Origin of the sequence: Paenibacillus montaniterrae, assembly GCF_018403185.1 — a bacterium.
In the GTDB taxonomy this organism is placed as follows: Bacteria; Bacillota; Bacilli; order Paenibacillales; family Paenibacillaceae; genus Pristimantibacillus; species Pristimantibacillus montaniterrae.
Genome location: NZ_BOSE01000002.1, coordinates 265,045 through 284,055, shown reverse-complemented (window position 1 = coordinate 284,055; position 19,011 = coordinate 265,045). Strand labels below are relative to the sequence as shown.

The following is a 19,011-nucleotide window of genomic DNA, read 5'->3' as shown; positions in this document are numbered from 1 at the left end:
ATGAGATCTACGATGCTGGAGGAGCTGCTTTCCTGTAAAATTATCGCGATTTTAAGAGGCGTTGAGCCGGAGTATGCGTTGCAGGTCGGGCAGGCGATTTTGGATGGCGGCGTTAAATTTATGGAAATTACGATGAACACGACAGGTGCGGAGGCAATGATTGCACAGTGGAGAGCGCAATTTTCCGAGCAGGCGTATGTTGGAGCGGGAACAGTTATTGATCTTGAGCATGCCAAGCGAGCAGTTGCAGCAGGCGCCCAGTTTATGATTTCGCCGAACCTAGATTTGCAGGTAATTGATTATGCCAAGCAGCAAGGCGTTCCGATTTGGCCGGGAGTCATGACGCCAACAGAAATCATTGCTGCAATGAAGGCCGGCGTAGACGCGGTTAAGCTGTTTCCAATGGGCACGCTCGGCGTAAACTATTTACGGGAAATTCGCGGTCCAATTGCAGACCTGCCGATTATCGCAACCGGCGGCGTTCGATTGGACAATATAAACGACTACTTTGAAGCGGGTGCGAATGCAGTAGGCATGGGCAGCAAACTGGTAGATTTGCAAGCCGCCCGTGAAGGGAAATTCCAACAAATAAGCGAAACCATCGCCCAATACGTTCAAGCTGTATCAAAGCTTTAAGCAATCTGAACAGCCTTCCAGCAAGCATCCAGGACTCGCCGTCGATTATGCCAGGCAGCAGCACATCGTCATCAAGGCGATGTTTTTGAACTACCATTTCAATAAAAGTTCAAAAACAGGGCTTTCAGGACCAAGAAGCTTGGACGCTAGTAGAAAATGAGGAGCGCAGCGTAGAGCAGAGCTACGTGAGCACCGGAATTTTCGCTAGCGTTCAAGATTCGCCGTCGAATCCACTACGAAGCAACGCATCGTCATCAAAGTCATGTTTTTGAACTACCTATATGTATATCTATGAAAAAATAGTAGATAATAGAGACTATACAGACAACTGGTGAACATGGAGCGCTCGATTGTACATGTCATCTTGCAAAGATAAGCGTATGCTTTTGAGGCGCATAGTATATAGCGAGTTAAGCTGAGGCAATACGTTTTAGGAGGCAGTTATGAGAAAATTATTTGGTGTGGTCGTCGTAGTCGTTGCCATTTACTTTGCCTATCAATGGTTGGAGCAAAGCGATTCCAAGCCTGCCATTATCGACACCATTCAGCAAACGGTACAGAATGCTGTACAGGAAACGGGGGTTAAACTGAAGGAGGAGCTCGACAGCATTGAGCAGCGGCAAGCCGTACAATCTGGGCTCTCTATGAACAATACCTCCGCCCAGGCGATCGAATCGGATAAGGAGTTAACGACAGATGATGAGCAAGGCATCGTGCAGTTTATCGCCAGCCAATTGGATGAGCGAAGCCCAAGCGTTACCTTTCGCATTTCAGGCTCGTATAATACCGTATCAGACCAACTAAAGGATTGGCTGCTGCAGGCCTTTGAACTGAATGAATATTCTCGTTATGCGCTGTCCTCGTACAGCTATACGATCAGCAATAAGCTGCTGTATACAGAGGTTGAACTGAACACGACCTTCCGTGAAAGCAAGGAAATGACTGAGCAGGTAGCTGCATTCGCCAAGAAGCTAGTCGCTGAGATGAATTTGTCGCAGTACACGAAGGAGCAGCAGGTGAAGCTGATTCATGATTGGGTAGTAACGAATGTTCAATATGATGAAAGCTTGACGCGCTACACTGCTTACGAAGCGATAACGGAAGGACTTGCAGTCTGCCAAGGATATGCGATGCTTGGCTATATGCTGTATACGGAAGCAGGCTTTGATGTACGAATCGTCGAAGGGGTTGCCAAAGGGCAGGAGCATGCCTGGAATATGATTCTACTAAATGATCGTTGGTATCAGCTCGATCTAACCTGGGATGACCCGATCGGCCAAGCAGAGGATCAAGTCAGCTATCGCTATTATTTGGTTAGCGACGAGGAGCTGGCAAAGGATCATACTTGGGAGGGCAATTATCCAACCGCGCCTGTCAGCTATAAGCAGACCTTGCTGGAGGCAGCCAGCGCTATGAGTCCCGGAACAGCAGAATATGAGGAGCTGCAAGCTCTACGCAAGGAGCTTGGTTTCCACTGGTATGATGAAGAAAATCAAATCGATTCATACGATCAGCTGCGTGACAGGTTAAAGCAGGCTGTCGCAGAGCGTCAATCAAATGTGCAGTTTGTTTATAGTGATGGCAGCAGGGTGAAGGAAGATATCGATCAGGCATTGCGTTCTTTGAATAAGCCGCTTTCTTATCAAATGAGCTACTATGAATTCAGCGAGCTCGGCGATATGGCAATTAATCTTACCATCAGCTATTAAAGGGGTTTAGGCTTGACAACCCAGGGTATTCTGATTGACAATCAAATGATATGGGTGGTTCAAAAAGCACGGCTTTGATGACGATGTATTGCGTCGTAGTATATTCGACGTCGAATCTTGAACGCTAGCGAAAACTGCGGTGTTCACGTAGCTATTGGCCTACGCTGCGCTCCTCGTTTTCTACTAGCGTCCAAGCTTCTTGGTCCTGAAAGCCGAGTTTTTGAACTTATATTGGAAGAGGTAGTTCAAAAAGCACGGCTTTGATGACGATGCGATTGCGTTGGAGCATAGTCGACGGCGAATCTTGAACGCTAGCGAAAACTGCGGTGCTCACGTAGCTCTGCTCTACGCTGCGCTCCTCGTTTTCTACTAGCGTCCAAGCTTCTTGGTCCTGAAAGCCGAGTTTTGAACTTATATTGGAAGAGGTAGTTCAAAAAGCACGGCTTTGATGACGAAGCGATTGCGTTGTAGCTTAGTCGACGGCGAATCTTGAACGCTAGCGAAAACTGCGGTGCTCACGTAGCTCTGCTCTACGCTGCGCTCCTCGTTTTCTACTAGCGTCCAAGCTTCTTGGTCCTGAAAGCCGAGTTTTTGAACTTATATTGGAAGAGGTAGTTCAAAAAGCACGGCTTTGATGATGATGTGATTGCGTTGGAGCGTAGTCGACGGCGGGGCTCTATGAAAGCCGAGCTTTTTGAAGCTATGTTTGGAAGATTGGTACTTTAATAAAGGTGGGAAGACAAATGGATGCCAAGGATCATACCTTTTTAAGCGCAGAAACCGTTGAGAACGTGTCGCAAATATTTAAAGCTTTGTCTGATCCGACCAGAATAAAAATATTGTACATGCTGTCTCAAGAGGAATGTTCAGTAAATCATCTTGCTGAGTTACTGGAGATGTCCCAATCGGCTGTTTCTCATCAACTAAGCTTTTTACGCATGCTGCGGCTAGTAAAAAGCCGGCGTGAAGGCACAGCGATGATTTATTCCTGTGATGACAGCCATGTCATCTCGCTGCTGTCGCAAGCGATTAACCATTGCGAGCATTAATTAACATTATGATGATAACAAGCTTTTTACAAAACAAGCTCAAGCGGCGCTTTATAGGCGCGTGCTTGAGCTTGTTTTGTTAGGTGGTTTGTAGCTAATGAATCTGGAGATCGCTATGAATGCCAATTTAGGCTATGTACAACTCTAATGAAGCTATGGTGTCTTATTAATCCACTTTTTGCTGGAAATAAGCAAGTTTACTCCAATTACGTTGTACAGTTTCATTAAAAATCGATACAGCAATCATCGACCTAATAGCGTTGTTCAGTTTCATTAAAGTCCATAGTCTAATCCCATGTTCGTGACTGCAAGACCGCTATTTGACTCTTTCAAAGTGAATTACTGTTTGTCTTTTTGACGTGCAGCGGTCATTTGCTGCCATACTGTACCTGCTGCTTCTTCTCCGCGCTCGATGCGCTCAATTGCAATTTTGGCCTGCAACTGAATTTCAAACTCAACATCCTCGGCAGCGATTTTTAATGCAGGCAATGCACGTTCATCGCCAACCTCGTACAGGAAGCGGGCAGCTCTCCAGCGTACAAGCTTGTTTTTATCAGCGAGCGCCTTAATCATTGGTTCAATCGCCCCAGCGTCTCCTAGGTCGGACAGCGTATCGCCTGCTGTGCGGCGCACAGATGCAGAGGAATCCTCCAACGCCTGATAAAGCAGCGGCATAGCTTCGGCTGTCCGCAAGTCTCCCAGAAATATAACCGCGAGTCGTCGGATCGAAGCGTTGCTGTCCTGCAGCGCCCGCTGCAGCACTGCGATTGCATCATCGTCAAGCACATAGCGATCGAGAGCGGCGTAGCGGCTTTGCCATTCCTCATTTTCAAATTCGCGCAGCACTGCCTGTCCGTTAAGTGGTGCAGGGCGGACAATTTCCGGTGCAGCTTCTGAGTTGACGCCCAATGCTAATGAAGCGGCAATCAGCTCATCAAGCCGCTCATTGGTATAGCTGGCTTCAAGCTCCTGCACGATTTCATTGGCGATATCCTCAGGTGCGCCATAGCGAACGCCAAACTCCTCAAGCTTGCGCTCGCGGATCATCGTAGAGCCAGCGGCCTTTGTAACAGCGTCTATAAATTTTTGCGGCAGAGCAGCGCGCGTTTCACCATCAATCGTGCGTACACGGACTTGAATCGGGATGCCGCGATACATTTGAACAAGCACCTGGGCTTCACCAAAGCTTGTGCTCGATTGCCCAATGCCTGCTGTAAGCTCTTGATCAGCCTGCAAAACGGTACGCGCTTCTGCTAGTATGCTTGCCCAGTCTGAGCCAGGCTTGCGATCAAGGGCAATAAAATCTGCGGTATGAAACAAGCCTTTCACTCCTGTTATTGCAAGCAGGCTGCGGTAAGGCTCTGGCGACTCGGCTGCTTCCTTGACGGTATAGGTCAAGCGGCGGCCGCGCGGCAAAGTCTCGTCCAAATTCAGCTTCATGGAGTTGGGGCTTGGGGTGGGTTCTATTGAGAGTAGTTTCATATGTCAATCCTCCTTAAGGGTATTTAATTATTTGACTTTGATGACGATGCGGCGCTTCGTAGTGGATTCGACGGCGAATATGTCACGCTACCGAAGGCTGCGGTGCTCACGTAGCATTTTGCCTACGCTGCGCTCCTCGCCTTCTAGTATCGCGCCATCTTCTTGGTCCTGAAAGCCGAATAATTAAATCTTGATTTGAAGTGTAATTTAATTATTCGACTTTGATGACGATGCGGTTGCATTGTAGCTTAGTCGGCGGCGAATATGTCACGCTACCGAAGGCTTCGGTGCTCACGTAGCAAGTGCCTACGCTGCGCTCCTCGCCTTCTAGTATCGTGCCATCTTCTTGGTCCTGAAAGCCGAATAATTAAATCTTGATTTGAAGTGTAGTTTAATTATTCGACTTTGATGACGATGTAATTGCGTTGTAGCTTAGTCGACGTCGAATCTTGAACGCTAGCGAAAGATTGTGCTTACGAAGTATGTTTCCTGCGGAAACATTGGAGGTGCTCACGTAGCTTTGCTCTACGCTGCGCTCCTCGTTTTCTACTAGCGTCCAAGCTTCTTGGTCCTGAAAGCCGAATAATTAAATCTTGATTTGAAGTGTAATTTAAAATATCCGACTTTGATGACGATGCGGCGCTTCGTAGTGGATTCGACGGCGAATATGTCACGCTACCGAAGGCTTCGGTGCTCACGTAGCAAGTGCCTACGCTGCGCTCCTCGCCTTCTAGTATCGTGCCATCTTCTTGGTGCCGACGGATACAGCATCTTGATTAACTTATACTTTAAGCTTATCAGTATTTTAAAAAATTTCAAAATGATTTTAGCTTAAGCTTTATTATTTTGCCTAAACTATAGCATGAATTAGAAATTTTCAACGGAAACGGAAGTTTTATAATCAAGACTATGCTATAATAGTCGGGGTAGTGAGTATGAAGAGAAGGACGGGGTTTACACATGATTAGTACAAGTGGCATCACGCTTCGTTTTGGCAAGCGTGCGCTCTTTGAAGATGTAAATATTAAGTTCACTCCAGGCAACTGCTATGGCTTAATTGGTGCCAACGGTGCGGGGAAGTCGACTTTCCTTAAAATATTGTCTGGCGAAATCGAGCCTTCGCAAGGTGAGGTTCATATTACCCCTGGTGAGCGGCTAGCGGTTTTGAAGCAGAACCATTACGAATATGATGAGTTCAAGGTTCTGGAAACTGTCATTATGGGGCATAAAAAGCTGTATGATGTAATGAAAGAGAAGGATGCGCTGTATGCCAAGGCTGATTTTACAGACGAGGATGGCATGCGTGCTGGCGAGCTTGAAGCTGAGTTTGCCGATATGAATGGCTGGGAAGCTGAATCAGAAGCTGCCGAGATGTTGAATGGCCTGGGCATTGGCACAGATTTGCATGACAAGCAAATGTCGGAGCTGGATGGCAATCAAAAGGTTCGCGTCCTGCTTGCCCAAGCGTTGTTTGGTTCACCGCAAATTTTGCTGCTCGATGAGCCGACTAACCATCTTGACATTGAATCCATTCGTTGGCTTGAAAATTTCCTTGCCGATTATGAAGGCACTGTAATTGTAGTCAGCCATGATCGTCATTTCCTGAATACCGTTTGTACTCATATTGCGGATATCGATTTCGGTAAAATCCAAATGTATGTCGGCAACTATGATTTCTGGTACGAGTCCAGCCAGCTTGCGTTGCAGCTGATGCGTTCAGAAAATAAGAAAAAAGAAGATAAAATTAAAGAGCTGCAAGCGTTCATTCAGCGCTTTAGTGCTAATAAATCTAAATCAAAACAAGCAACCTCGCGTAAAAAGCTATTGGATAAAATTACGCTTGACGATATTCGCCCTTCGAACCGCAAATATCCATTTATTCAGTTCAAAGGCGAGCGTGAGGCAGGCAAGCAGCTGCTGCTAACGGAAGGCTTGACGATTTCCGTAGAAGGAGAAGTGCTGATCAACAACTTGACGCTAACGATTAATAAAGGCGATAAGGTTGCATTTGTCGGACCAAATGGTCTGCCTAAAACAGCCTTCTTTGAAACAATTGCTGGCGAGCGTGAGCCAGACGCAGGCACATATTCCTGGGGAATTACGACAACACGCTCTTATTTCCCGAAAGACAACTCCAAATATTTTGACGGAGTTGATCTCAATCTGGTTGAATGGCTGCGTCAATTCTCGAAAGATCCAGACGAAACCTTTTTGCGCGGCTTCTTAGGTCGCATGCTATTCTCGGGCGATGAGGCCTTGAAGAAGGCAAGTGTTCTGTCCGGGGGAGAAAAGGTACGCTGTATGCTGTCTAAAATGATGCTGGAAGGCGCCAACGTGTTTATTATGGATGAGCCGACCAACCACTTGGATCTTGAGTCAATTACGGCGCTCAACAACGGAATGATGGAAACAGATTGCACAGTTTTGTTCACCTCGCATGACCATCAATTTGTGCAAACAGTAGCGAACCGCATCATTGAATTTACGCCTAATGGTGTAATAGATCGTCTAATGACCTATGATGAATATCTTGAAAGTGCCGAAATTAAAGCGCTTCGTGAAAAAATGTATGATGGAGCCTTAAAATAATTGCAGCTTAAAAGCCTTGAGCATTCCTTGCTGGCAGCAGGAAAAGCTCAAGGCTTTTTTATCTCAACCAAAGCGCTTGCCAACAAAAGCTCCGAGCGGAGCAGACAAGCACGACGGTCGGAAAGTAAAGCGCCAGGTGAAATGCCAACGCTAGTGGTTTGTCAGCGCAGCATTGCTACTCTAGGTACGCGGCATTTCGCTGTTCTCTCCAAGCATGCAACGTTCCATACATAATATGACCCAAAACTTGAGAAACTTTCCTCTACGATGTTTGGCTAAGCCAATAAAGGTGCATAAGTAATAAGAGAAGCTAGCGGTCCTCAGCGTTCTCAGATCACGCCCTAGAAAAAATTGCCCTGGTTCAAATTTTTTAGTGCCTGTCATAACTTGTTGACAAGCGCACAAAACAGCGCATTAGGTAAAAACTGTTTCTGTAGACCCACATCACTTTTATCATGTATGATACGTTAAGTGGATTTAATGGCATAGGATGGGTTGGGAGGTTTTCAAGCTGACACAGTATGAAGAGATTAAAAAAGGGGAGAAAGGCGCTTGGGTAAGCATTGCTGCTTATCTCGTTTTATCCTCGATTAAGCTATGGATCGGATACACCTTTTTATCAGGAGCACTCGTTGCTGACGGCTACAACAATTTGACCGATATTATAGCCTCGGTAGCCGTTTTAATCGGCTTGAAAATATCGCAGAAGCCGCCGGATGTTGACCATCCTTACGGTCATTTTCGTGCTGAAACAATTGCGGCCTTAATTGCGTCTTTTATTATGGCGACAGTTGGCCTGCAAGTTATCATCGATACGGGGCGCAAGCTCATAGGCGGAGATTTTGAAGCGCCAAATTTACTTACAGCATGGGTTGCAATTGGAGCAGCAATCGTAATGCTGATCGTGTACAGCTATAATAGCAGGCTAGCCAAAAAAATTAATAATGCTGCGCTTCATGCTGCTGCCAAGGATAATTTATCGGACGCTCTAGTTAGTATCGGAGCTGCGGTGGGCATTATAGGCGCACAATTCGGCTGGACTTGGCTCGACCCTGTTGCAGCTTTGGCAGTTGGCCTTATTATATGCAAAACAGCTTGGGAAATTTTCTACAGCTCGACGCATGCGCTTACTGATGGTATTGATGAAAAGGTGCTGAAAAAGCTGCATACCACAGTTGCCAATACGAAAGGTGTTCGAGCCATTACTGATCTTAAAGCGCGGGTTCATGGCAATAATGTGCTTGTTGAAATTATCGTTCAGGTCGATCCTGAGCTATCCTTGATTGAAGGGCATACAATTTGCGATGAGATTGAGCGCAGACTATTTAAAAAGCACAACATTTTAAATGTAAATGTTCATGTAGAGCCATTGGAGCCTGAGCAAAAGACTTCGGAGTATAACATTTAATCTCAAAAAACGTTAGAAATTGGGATAATAGTTTGAGAAGCTAGCTGTGGTAATTACAGGAAATAAATTTAAAGTCCTAGTAAAATGATTCCAAGGGCCTATATTCATGAGTGAGCTGAAATGAATGTAGATGAGAGGGATTTCATTTTTCTCATTTTGCAAAACTTGATAATGTTGAGCTTCGACTTTGGAAAAGGATGCCTCTCATCAAAGAGGCATCCTTTATTAGATTTCTCTCACATTTGCAGTACCTATTTTTGCGCTAAAACACGCACATTTTTTTAGGCAAGTAGGCAGATGCCTGTTCTTTCCTTCTAATCTTATAATGTGATCAACGCTTTACGAAGCGAATTCGCAACAAGAGGAAGGAGAACAAAGAAACATGAACTATTCTATTAAATACGGCGTTGCAAAAGCTGCACTAGCAGTGAGCTTGGTTGTGGGAGGGTTGTCTACATTTGCGACGGCACCTACTACATACGCAGCTGAAGCAAGCGTAGTAGATCAGGTGAGAGAGGTTACTTGGGGAGTGAATTTGCGCCAAGGGCCAAGCACTTCTTACTCCAGTATAAGAATGATCTCTAAAGGAGAAAGAGTAACTGTTGTTGGACAAGCGTCCAATGGCTGGTATAGCGTTAAAGACTCAAGAGGCAACACAGGCTATATTTCCAATGGCAGCAAGTACACCAAGCTTGTTAGCGGTTCTAATAACAGCTCTAACAATAATAATACTAATAACAACTCCAATAATAACTCAGGCTCATCGAACAACAACTCAGGTTCCACTACCAATTCGAGCGCAGCAGTAGAGAAAGTAATCGCAGCTGGAATGAAATACTTGGGAACGCCTTACGAGTATGGCTCTAACCGCAACTCAACAGCTACCTTTGACTGCTCTGCTTTTGTGAGACGAGCATTCCAGGATGCGCTTGGTGTTACTTTGCCGGCTGACTCCAGAAAGCAAGGTGCATACGTTAAGGAGCTTGGCAACGCTAAAACTAGCATCAGCCAGCTGCAGCGCGGCGACCTTATGTTCTTTATGTCTTATAAAGGCTCCAGCAAATCGAGCTACAGCGGCGTGAACAAATCAACTGCAAGAATTACGCATGTTGGTATTTACCTGGGCGATGGAAAGATTCTTCATACGTACTCCAATGCAAGCGGTGGTGTAAGAACCGATACTGTGACAGGCAAGCATTGGGAATACCGCTTCCTATATGGCGGCAGCGCGATTAAATAACGCGAGCATCACTACGATATTTTAATGATAAAAATCCCCCTCGATTATCGAGATGAACAACAGCTCATCTTGATAATAAGGGGGATTTCTTATTTCATGCTTGTTACTGTAGAAGCTGAAGACTTACATTTCAGCTTCCTGCTCATTGCCTTGCTGCAATGCTAATGCTTTGCGCTCCTTGCGCTTACGCAGCCATTTCCGTACAAGTAGAAAAATAACGATAACCGGTACGACTGTAATAAAAATATACAAGGACACACTATCAACCATCGTAGCAGCAGCGCGATCAAACAAGTAGAACAACACGCCGACTACATAGAACTTTGTAGCTCTGCCGATTGCTGCATACGCCATAAGCTGCCATAGCGGATACTTCATAACACCAGATAAAATCGTAAATACTTTAAATGGAATTGGAGTGAAGGCGCCAATCAAGATGGCGATAGATCCCTTTTCCTTGAAATAATTCGTGGCTTTATTCGTAAGCTCTGGTTTAACGAAACGTGTAAGAATGCCTGTGCCAAACACCTTGCCAATCAGGTAGCCAATTGGCGTTCCCAAAAGACAAGCGAAAAATCCAAGAGTAGCTAACCAAATCGCATTATTAGGATTGAGCATGCTTAACGAAACCTGAGTAAAGAAAGCGGGGATTGGAAAAATAATGGCGTCGAGAAAAGAATGAATAGCTAACCCGAGCGGTCCGAAATTCCCCATAAATTCAACGAATTGTTCCATCATAGCTTGCCCCTTTACATAGTCTCAAGTACTCTAGCAGCAGTACAAAAAAATAAAATTTTAGCTCAGTGTAACATAAACTCCAAATTTAAAGGGCCAAAGCCCCACAAGTAAATACGCATACGAGTGAGAAAGGTTTCAAAAAAAGCAGTGCTACAAATGTTGCAGCACTGCTTTGACGCAATTATAAGGGTCGTAGTGCATATCACGTTTTTGTACGAGCAGCTTGCGCAGCTGGCTTATTTTCTCTTCATCATGAATGAGCTTGAACCAGCGGTCTACGGTGTCATTATCGGAAAGCATATCGCCAAAGCCCATATTAATAAAGTACTCGCAGTTTTCTTCCTCCTGGCCCGGGATCGGCTCGTAAAACAGCATTGGCAATGCTTTGCTTAGCCCTTCTGTACAGGTCATGCCTCCCGGCTTGGTGACCAGAAGATCGCAAACATCCATCAGTTCATTGATCTGGTTAGTAAATCCGATTATTCGTATATTAGGATGATTGAAGAGTGGGTCCGCTTCAAGCTTTTCCTTCATTTCCAGGTTCGTGCCGACACAATAAATAAGCTGCGTATTGGCGCGCCACGTTGTCATATAAGTTAATGCGCTGTCCTCATGCAGCAAGCCCCAGCCTCCGCCCATAATTAATACGGTAGGCATATCCTTCAAATTGAATTTGGCGCGAACCTCTTCTTTATTCGAGATTTTCCAAAATTTCGGTCTGATCGGGATGCCGGTAACAGCAATTTTATGTTCAGCGACGCCTTTATCCATAAGGCGATCCTTGACAACATCAGATGATACCAAGTATTGATTAATTTCTTCATTTACCCATGAGCCGTGTGCATCGTAATCGGTAATGACAGTCAGCAGCGGTATTGGCAAGCCATGCTCCTTCAGCTTGGCGATGATCATGTTAGGAACTGGATGCGTGCAAACGATAATTTGCGGGTTCAATCTTTCAATCACCTTTGTCGTTTGCGTATAAAATAAACGATGAAGGGCGCTTTTCGTAATACGGTTTGTTGGCTTGCGATAATTGCTTCGATACATCATGCCAACTACTTTTGGCTGCTTGCTTACTGTTTTGCGATATGCGTTAATAATAAGCGGAGCCATTACAGGGTTCAGGAAGCTGCCTAATTCCAAAACCTTTGTAGAAATGTCAGGATTAATATGTTTTAATCCCTCGCTAAGAGCATGCGCTGCTTGTGTATGCCCAGAACCGAAGCCTTCTGATAGCAGCAATACTCTTTTCTTGCTCATAGAATTCACCTTCTTCTTATCTTCCATATTACTTTGCTCTTCATCGTTGCACAAGTCCAGTTTATTCAACTTGCCAATAAAAGCTTCATCATTTACAGTAAATTTAGTTAACGCTACCTCTGCAAGACTTTAAGCAGGAAGCTCAATTGAATGATCCCGAAAATCAAGGAGGCAGGAAGATGCAAGTAATGGATTTTCAAATTGGTGAGCTCGTTACCACTAAGGTAAGAACTGGCATATATATTGGTGAAGTGTACGAGTTATACGGTTCACGTCTCGTTGTTAAAATTTTGGCTGTAATCAAGCATCCGGAGCAAGGTGATCTTCACCATCCTCAAGACCCTGATGTACCGCTATTTCATGAGCGTAGAGCGCTCGCCTATACAGAAAAGACAACAGTGCTGCTCAAGGATGTAGAGCGCTACAACGGCGAGGTTCCCGATTACAAGCAATCTTTAGTCAAAGCAGCCCAGCAAGAGTTGCTTAGACTTGATAAGCTGCACCGCTGGGCTGCGAAAAGCATTAATAATTTACAAGGCTTGATTGAAACGTATTAATCTAATATTACCATATATGCATATCTTTGTTAGTTATTTATTTACAAAAACGGTTTTTGTTTGAGCAAAATACTCGGTGAACAGGCCCAGACCCTCTGTCAGTGCAGCAACCGGGACATAGGTTTTGCTTTCATGATTGACCTTGGCAAGGAAGGCCGGCTCCGCATTAAGCTTATAAGTCTGACCATTGACCTTGTAGGTGTTGGAGCCGATCTTCAATTCAACAACACGCTCTCCAATTGTTATTGTCGCGGTTTCTGTTTTATTGCTCCAAGACAAGCCGGCTCCGATAGCCTTCGTAATATCGCTCAATACTAAATAAGTTCGGCCGTTGATCAGCTTGGTCGGATATTGGCTAATTACCTCTTTGCCGTTTACAACTACGGAAAGCGGAATGCCTTCCCTGCGCTCCTGCACCTGGCGATGCTCTCCCCAAATAAGCTTGCTGTACTGCTCGGACAATTTTTTATAGCCTGCTGCATTCGGATGAATGTCACCGGAAGCTATGGCGGTCAGGCCAAGCGAATTGCTTTCAATTACACTAGCAGCATCGATATATTGGATGCTCATACCCTTCCCCTCATATGTGCTGACCACTTCATCAAATTTGCGATTGATTTCCGCTCTAGCCTCTAAAAGCAGCTTGGCCAAATTGGAATCAACCCCAATATATCCTTCTGTTCCGTTGAAGTTAAGCTTGGGTAAAGGTAAGTATTGGTTTTGCGTGACAACAACGGCATTAGCATTTAACTCATGTATAATAGAAAGAATAGATGATAGCTTGCTTTCATATTGAGCCGTTGTTTCAGCAATGTCGGCTTGCAGCTGCTCGCGTTCTGTCTCGCTCCATGAGCTCCATGGCTTATCGAGATCAAGCTTGGTCAAAATTTGCAGAAAATCATTTCCGCCAATCGCAAGTACAATTAAATTAGCACTGGCCAGCTGCTGCTTGAATTGGGACGTATTTGCCAGTAGTGTATCCACGCGAGGATCTTTCAATCCCGCCTGCAGATCAGCCGCCGATATCGTTTTTCCTTGCTGTGCCGTGGTTAGCCAGCGCAGCAAGCCGTCTGATGTCAGTCCAAGGATGCCAAAGTTTGTATAGGAGGCACGATAGCCTTGAAATAAAGCTTGCTCATGAAGCTGCTCGCCTACTCCAAAGGGCTTGGATTGGTCAGTAAAGCCTTTTTCATAGCCAACAGCCAAAGAATCACCGATTGCAACGATGTTGAATAAATTTTTTTCTGTTTGCATTTTTTCGCTACTGTTCATAGGTTGGTCAGTCGCTGAAAAAATGGGTGAAAATGCAGAAAAAATAAGAGCTATCGCCGCTATCCACACGATAGCCCCTCTCGTTTTACGCTTCTGATACTCCAAATTAGTGTACATATAATGCAAATCCTTTCTGTGATAATTCCTTATAGATCAAGGTTTTCGTGAATTTCCCTCTATATTTATTGTTCGAAAAGTGCTAAAATCATTATATTCCGATTCGGGTGCAGGATTAATCTGAGCTGCAAATGTGAGAAGTTCATAAAAAGAACGGAAATAATTTAGACAAGGTGAACAATATAGGACAAGGGAGAGGGTGAGGGATCTCTTGTACCTATTCTATTATAAGTTGTTTCAAAGCAGAAGAGAGTCAAGGAAATTTTATGATAGAGGGGAAATATACGATGAAAAACCAATCAGTAAGCTTACCGCCTAAACAAGGGCTATATGACCCGCAATTTGAGAAGGATGCTTGCGGCATGGGCTTTATTGCCAGCATTAAAGGCGTCAAATCTCATGACGTCATTAGCAAGGCGCTGCATTTGCTGGAAAATATGGAGCATCGCGGCGGTCAGGGCAGCGAGCCGAACACAGGGGATGGCGCAGGGATTCTCATTCAAATCCCGCATCAATTTTTTGCAGCCGAGCTAAACAAGCAAGCAATTGAGCTGCCTGAGCCGGAGCAATATGCTGTAGGCATGATGTTTATGCCGCAGGATCAAGAGGCGCGCGCGGAAATTGAAAGCATTCTTTCTACTATTATAAAGGAAGAAGGACAAGAGCTAATCGCTTTCCGTGAGGTTCCTACCAATGATGAGCTGCTTGGACAATCTGCCTTGTCTGTAAAGCCGTTTGTCGAGCAGGTGTTTATTCGCCGCAACTCGGCCTTGGCTGACACGATGGCATTTGAACGCAAGCTTTATGTCATTCGCAAGCGTGCTGAGCTTGCCATCCGTTATGGCGAGCAAAAGGGAGGAGATATGTTCTATTTCTCCAGCATGTCCGCTCGCAAAATTGTATATAAAGGTATGCTGACAACTGAGCAGGTTCGCTCTTTCTATATTGAACTGAACAATCCACAGGTCGTTTCGGCGATGGCGCTTGTTCATTCGCGCTTCAGTACCAATACATTTCCAAGCTGGGAAAGAGCGCATCCTTTCCATTATATGATTCATAATGGCGAAATTAATACACTGCGCGGTAATGTGAACTGGATGCATGCGCGCCAGACATTGTTTGCAAGCGAGCTGTTCGGCGACGACTTGCACAAAATCAAGCCGATCATTGCGCCAGACGGCTCGGATACTACGATGTTTGATAATACATTCGAATTTTTGTACCTAGCTGGACGCTCGCTGCCTCATGTGGCGATGATGATGGTGCCGGAGCCTTGGGCGAATCATGAAAGCATGGACGATCAGCGCAAGGCGTTCTATGAATACCATAGTACGATGATGGAGCCGTGGGACGGCCCGGCTGCGATGGGCTTTACCGATGGCGTGCAAATTGGCGCCGTGCTTGACCGCAACGGTCTGCGTCCTGCGCGCTATTATGTAACGAAGGATGACCATATTATTTTAGGCTCTGAAGCAGGTGCTGTGCCTGTTGAGCCTGAGCAAATTCTGTACAAGGATCGTCTGCGTCCAGGACGTATGCTGCTTGTCGATACAGAAAAAGGCCGCATTGTGCCGGACGAGGAAATTAAAGCGATGATCGCAGCTGAGCATCCATATCGCCAATGGCTTGACGAGCATTTGGTTGATTTGAGCGATCTGCCGGATGCTCCGCATTTGCCGGAGGTTCGCCAGGAAAGCCTGCAGCAAAGACAGCAAGCATTTGGCTATACGTATGAAGAAATTCATCGCATTATCGAGCCGATGGCGCTTGGCGGACAAGAGCCGCTTAGCTCAATGGGCTATGATGCGCCATTGGCGGTGCTGTCCGAGCGTCCGCAGCTGCTGTACAACTACTTTAAACAGCTGTTCGCGCAGGTTACCAACCCGCCGATTGATGCGATTCGCGAGGAGCTTGTTACGTCAACCGTTACGACGATTGGTCCGGAGCGCAATCTGTTAAATCCTGAGCCGGAAAGCTGCCGTCATGTGAAGCTGGATGGGCCGTTTCTGTCCAATGAACAATTTGCCAAATTGCGCCATATTCGTCGTGAAGGCTTTAAAGCTATTACGATCCCGATTTTCTTCCCTTCCGGCAGCGGAGCTTCTGGACTGGAGAAAGCATTGGATGAAATGTTCGCGGCAGCAGATCGCGTAATTGCCAAAGGGCATAATCTAATCATTCTATCCGACCGCGGCGTTGATGAGGAAAATGCTGCGATTCCGGCGCTGCTTGCCGTATCGTCGCTGCATCATCACTTGATTCGCAACGGCAACCGCACGAAGGTGTCGATTTTGCTTGAATCAGGCGAGCCGAGAGAGGTGCATCATTTTGCGCTATTGCTAGGCTATGGCGCTAATGTTATCAATCCTTATCTCGTATTCGAAACGTTTGAGCACAGCATTGCGCAAGGCACGCTGCGCGGCATTTCATATGAGAAAGCAGTGAAAAACTACATTAAAGCGGCTACGAAGGGCGTCGTTAAAGTTTTGTCCAAAATGGGTATTTCAACGATTCAATCGTATCGTGGTGCGCAAATTTTCGAGGCTGTCGGCTTGCATGAAAGCCTGATTGATCAATACTTTACATGGACGCCTTCACGTATTGGCGGCATCAAGCTTGAGCAAATCGCCAAGGATGCGCAATTCGCTCATGACCGTGCTTTCTCCAAGCAGGAAGGTGCAGAGCGCGAGCTGGATTCTGGCGGCGAATATCAATGGAGACGCGATGGCGAAGACCATCTGCTGACGCCGCAAACAATTCATACGCTGCAGCAGTCAGCTCGCAAAAATGACTACAAGCTGTACAAAAAGTTTTCAGCGCTTATTCAAGGCGAAAACAAAAAGCATCTCATGCTTCGTTCGCTGCTTGATTTCAAAAAGGATGCAAGCTCGGTCCCGCTTGAGGAGGTTGAGTCTGTAGATTCAATCGTGAAGCGGTTCAAAACAGGTGCGATGTCCTATGGCTCTATTAGCCAGGAGGCGCATGAAAGCTTGGCGATTGCGATGAACCGCCTCGGCGGCAAATCCAATACAGGCGAGGGTGGCGAGCATCCATCGCGCTTTGTGCCGGATGCCAATGGCGACCTACGCCGCAGCGCAATCAAGCAGGTTGCATCTGGACGCTTCGGTGTGACGAGCCACTATTTGGCCAATGCTGATGAAATTCAAATTAAAATGGCGCAGGGCGCTAAGCCGGGCGAAGGCGGACAGCTGCCAGGACAAAAGGTATATCCTTGGGTTGCCGAGGTTCGCGGCTCTACGCCAGGCGTAGGTCTAATTTCGCCGCCGCCGCATCATGATATTTACTCGATCGAGGATTTGGCTGAGCTGATTCACGACTTGAAAAATGCCAACCCGCGCGCACGCATTAGCGTCAAGCTTGTAGCAGGCGCCGGTGTCGGAACAATTGCAGCTGGCGTTGCCAAAGGCCGCGCTGACCTCATTATGATTAGCGGCTATGACGGGGGTACGGGAGCATCGCCTATCGGCTCGATCCGACATGCGGGCTTGCCGTGGGAGCTTGGTCTTGCTGAAACGCATCAAACCTTGATGCTGAACAATTTGCGTGATCGCGTTGTGCTGGAATCTGACGGTAAAATGATGACAGGCCGCGATGTCGCGATTGCAGCTTTGCTTGGCGCTGAAGAATTCGGTTTCTCAACCGCGCCGCTTATTGTACTAGGCTGTGTTATGATGCGTGTCTGCCAGCTGGATACATGTCCAGTAGGCGTAGCGACGCAAAACCCTGAGCTTCGCAAAAACTTTACAGGCGACCCGGCTCATATCGTAAACTACCTGCGCTTTATTGCAGAGGAGCTGCGTGAAATTATGGCTGAGCTAGGCTTCCGCACGATCGAAGAAATGGTTGGTCGTGTAGATCGTCTGCAAACAAAGGAGCTGGCAGAGCATTTGCAGGCTAAAGGCATTGACCTTTCTGCGATTTTGCATGATCATCAACCGGCAGCAGGCTCAACGCGCTACAACTCCAAGCAGCAAAGCCACGGGCTTGAGCTTAGCCTTGACGCTCGCGAGCTAATTCCAAATGCGAAAGCGGCACTGGAGCAGAAGCAGCAGGTGCGCGGCACGTATCCGATCCTGAATACGGATCGCGTTGTAGGCACGACGCTCGGCTATGAAGTCACTAGCCGCTATGGAGCTGAAGGACTGCCAGAGGATACAATTTGGTACCATTTTGTCGGTACGGCTGGGCAGTCATTTGGAGCATTTGTTCCGAAAGGGATTACGCTTTCCGTTGAAGGCGATACGAATGACTACTTCGGCAAAGGACTTTCAGGCGGCAAGCTGATCGTTGCGCCTTCTGCGAAATCCACCTTTGTGCCGGAGGAAAATGTCATTACGGGCAACACTGTCTTGTACGGCGCAACAAGCGGCGAAGCGTATATTCGCGGGATCGCTGGCGAACGCTTTGCAGTGCGCAACTCGGGCGTCAACGTTGTCGTTGAAGGGGTTGGCGATCATGGCTGCGAATATATGACTGGCGGACGTGTTGTTATTCTTGGTGAAACTGGCCGCAACTTCGGCGCCGGCATGTCAGGCGGAATTGCTTATGTATACGATCCAAACCAAAAGCTGCTTGGCCGCAGCAATCTGGAAATGATATTGCTTGAGCGTCTGGAGGAGCAGGAGGATGTTGAAGAGCTGCGTACAATGCTGAGCAACCATGTTCGCTATACAGAAAGCACAGTAGCAGCACGCATTTTGCAAAACTTTGAAGGCGAGCTAAGCCATTTTGTCAAAGTCATTCCGAAAGACTACAAAAAAATGCTGCAGCATATCAAATCAGCGCAGCAAGCGGGCCATGAAGGCACTGACGCACTGCTTGCAGCATTTGAATCCAGCAAAAAGGAATTGCTGCTGGCAGCGAAATAAGCAAACCCAGAATTATGATGTCCAGAAATAATAAAGGAAGCGAATGTGCATCGTGCACACTC

Annotated in this window: 13 protein-coding genes; 9 read left to right on the top strand and 4 right to left on the bottom strand. The window is 46.5% G+C overall.

Features of this window, described 5'->3' with window-relative positions; translation table 11 throughout:
* From KJS52_RS07125 to KJS52_RS07115, 3 genes are all read left to right on the top strand, one after another.
* Positions 1 to 636, top strand: coding sequence for a bifunctional 4-hydroxy-2-oxoglutarate aldolase/2-dehydro-3-deoxy-phosphogluconate aldolase (locus tag KJS52_RS07125; protein WP_213514053.1), 636 nt, complete (start codon positions 1 to 3; stop codon positions 634 to 636).
* Positions 637 to 1,079: 443 nt separating this feature from the next.
* Complete coding sequence (locus tag KJS52_RS07120) at positions 1,080 to 2,345, top strand: transglutaminase domain-containing protein (RefSeq protein ID WP_213514052.1); 1,266 nt, start codon at positions 1,080 to 1,082, stop codon at positions 2,343 to 2,345.
* Positions 2,346 to 3,088: 743 nt separating this feature from the next.
* On the top strand, positions 3,089 to 3,394 hold the full coding sequence (locus tag KJS52_RS07115) for an ArsR/SmtB family transcription factor (protein WP_213514051.1): 306 nt from the start codon (positions 3,089 to 3,091) through the stop codon (positions 3,392 to 3,394).
* A gap of 339 nt (positions 3,395 to 3,733) precedes the next feature.
* Here KJS52_RS07115 and KJS52_RS07110 read toward each other — a convergent pair whose 3' ends face one another.
* Complete coding sequence (locus tag KJS52_RS07110) at positions 3,734 to 4,876, bottom strand: conserved virulence factor C family protein (protein WP_213514050.1); 1,143 nt, start codon at positions 4,874 to 4,876, stop codon at positions 3,734 to 3,736.
* 960 nt (positions 4,877 to 5,836) lie between these two features.
* Between KJS52_RS07110 and KJS52_RS07105 the strand changes: the two genes are divergently transcribed.
* The 4 genes from KJS52_RS07105 to KJS52_RS07090 all read left to right on the top strand — a co-directional run bounded on the left by KJS52_RS07105 (position 5,837) and on the right by KJS52_RS07090 (position 10,113).
* Positions 5,837 to 7,465, top strand: a complete 1,629-nt coding sequence (locus tag KJS52_RS07105; protein ID WP_213514049.1) for an ABC-F family ATP-binding cassette domain-containing protein — start codon at positions 5,837 to 5,839, stop codon at positions 7,463 to 7,465.
* A complete protein-coding gene (locus KJS52_RS07100; RefSeq protein WP_213514048.1) occupies positions 7,466 to 7,699 on the top strand; it encodes a hypothetical protein in 234 nt (77 codons plus the stop codon). It abuts the gene before it with no gap.
* 256 nt (positions 7,700 to 7,955) lie between these two features.
* Entirely contained in the window at positions 7,956 to 8,873 is a 918-nt protein-coding gene (locus KJS52_RS07095; protein ID WP_281425567.1) for a cation diffusion facilitator family transporter, read from the top strand.
* Between the two features lie 382 nt (positions 8,874 to 9,255).
* The gene (locus KJS52_RS07090) at positions 9,256 to 10,113 is read left to right on the top strand and encodes a C40 family peptidase (protein WP_213514047.1); all 858 of its coding nucleotides are present in this window, start codon (positions 9,256 to 9,258) and stop codon (positions 10,111 to 10,113) included.
* A gap of 123 nt (positions 10,114 to 10,236) precedes the next feature.
* Here KJS52_RS07090 and KJS52_RS07085 read toward each other — a convergent pair whose 3' ends face one another.
* Positions 10,237 to 10,848, bottom strand: coding sequence for a YqaA family protein (locus tag KJS52_RS07085; protein ID WP_306433573.1), 612 nt, complete (start codon positions 10,846 to 10,848; stop codon positions 10,237 to 10,239).
* A gap of 153 nt (positions 10,849 to 11,001) precedes the next feature.
* The gene (locus KJS52_RS07080; protein WP_213514045.1) at positions 11,002 to 12,114 is read right to left on the bottom strand and encodes an MGDG synthase family glycosyltransferase; all 1,113 of its coding nucleotides are present in this window, start codon (positions 12,112 to 12,114) and stop codon (positions 11,002 to 11,004) included.
* Positions 12,115 to 12,293: 179 nt separating this feature from the next.
* Between KJS52_RS07080 and kapB the strand changes: the two genes are divergently transcribed.
* Positions 12,294 to 12,671 carry a kinase-associated lipoprotein KapB gene (kapB, locus tag KJS52_RS07075; protein WP_246563273.1) on the top strand — a complete coding sequence of 126 codons (378 nt, stop codon included), beginning with the start codon at positions 12,294 to 12,296 and terminating at the stop codon, positions 12,669 to 12,671.
* Between the two features lie 33 nt (positions 12,672 to 12,704).
* On the opposite strand, the gene KJS52_RS07070 is transcribed toward kapB, so the two are convergent.
* Positions 12,705 to 13,925, bottom strand: a complete 1,221-nt coding sequence (locus KJS52_RS07070; RefSeq protein ID WP_213514044.1) for a stalk domain-containing protein — start codon at positions 13,923 to 13,925, stop codon at positions 12,705 to 12,707.
* Between the two features lie 422 nt (positions 13,926 to 14,347).
* On the opposite strand from KJS52_RS07070, the gene gltB reads away from it, so the two are divergent.
* Positions 14,348 to 18,949 (top strand): glutamate synthase large subunit, encoded by a 4,602-nt coding sequence (gene gltB / locus KJS52_RS07065; protein WP_213514043.1) that lies wholly within the window; start codon positions 14,348 to 14,350, stop codon positions 18,947 to 18,949.
* Positions 18,950 to 19,011: the final 62 nt, after the last annotated feature.

Coding starts and splice junctions, on each gene's coding strand:
- KJS52_RS07125 (WP_213514053.1), top strand. CDS start 1: ATGAGATCTACGATGCTGGAGGAGCTGCTTTCCTGTAAAATTATCGCG.
- KJS52_RS07120 (WP_213514052.1), top strand. CDS start 1,080: ATGAGAAAATTATTTGGTGTGGTCGTCGTAGTCGTTGCCATTTACTTT.
- KJS52_RS07115 (WP_213514051.1), top strand. CDS start 3,089: ATGGATGCCAAGGATCATACCTTTTTAAGCGCAGAAACCGTTGAGAAC.
- KJS52_RS07110 (WP_213514050.1), bottom strand. CDS start 4,876: ATGAAACTACTCTCAATAGAACCCACCCCAAGCCCCAACTCCATGAAG.
- KJS52_RS07105 (WP_213514049.1), top strand. CDS start 5,837: ATGATTAGTACAAGTGGCATCACGCTTCGTTTTGGCAAGCGTGCGCTC.
- KJS52_RS07095 (WP_281425567.1), top strand. CDS start 7,956: ATGGGTTGGGAGGTTTTCAAGCTGACACAGTATGAAGAGATTAAAAAA.
- KJS52_RS07090 (WP_213514047.1), top strand. CDS start 9,256: ATGAACTATTCTATTAAATACGGCGTTGCAAAAGCTGCACTAGCAGTG.
- KJS52_RS07085 (WP_306433573.1), bottom strand. CDS start 10,848: ATGGAACAATTCGTTGAATTTATGGGGAATTTCGGACCGCTCGGGTTA.
- KJS52_RS07080 (WP_213514045.1), bottom strand. CDS start 12,114: ATGAGCAAGAAAAGAGTATTGCTGCTATCAGAAGGCTTCGGTTCTGGG.
- kapB (WP_246563273.1), top strand. CDS start 12,294: ATGCAAGTAATGGATTTTCAAATTGGTGAGCTCGTTACCACTAAGGTA.
- KJS52_RS07070 (WP_213514044.1), bottom strand. CDS start 13,925: ATGCAAACAGAAAAAAATTTATTCAACATCGTTGCAATCGGTGATTCT.
- gltB (WP_213514043.1), top strand. CDS start 14,348: ATGAAAAACCAATCAGTAAGCTTACCGCCTAAACAAGGGCTATATGAC.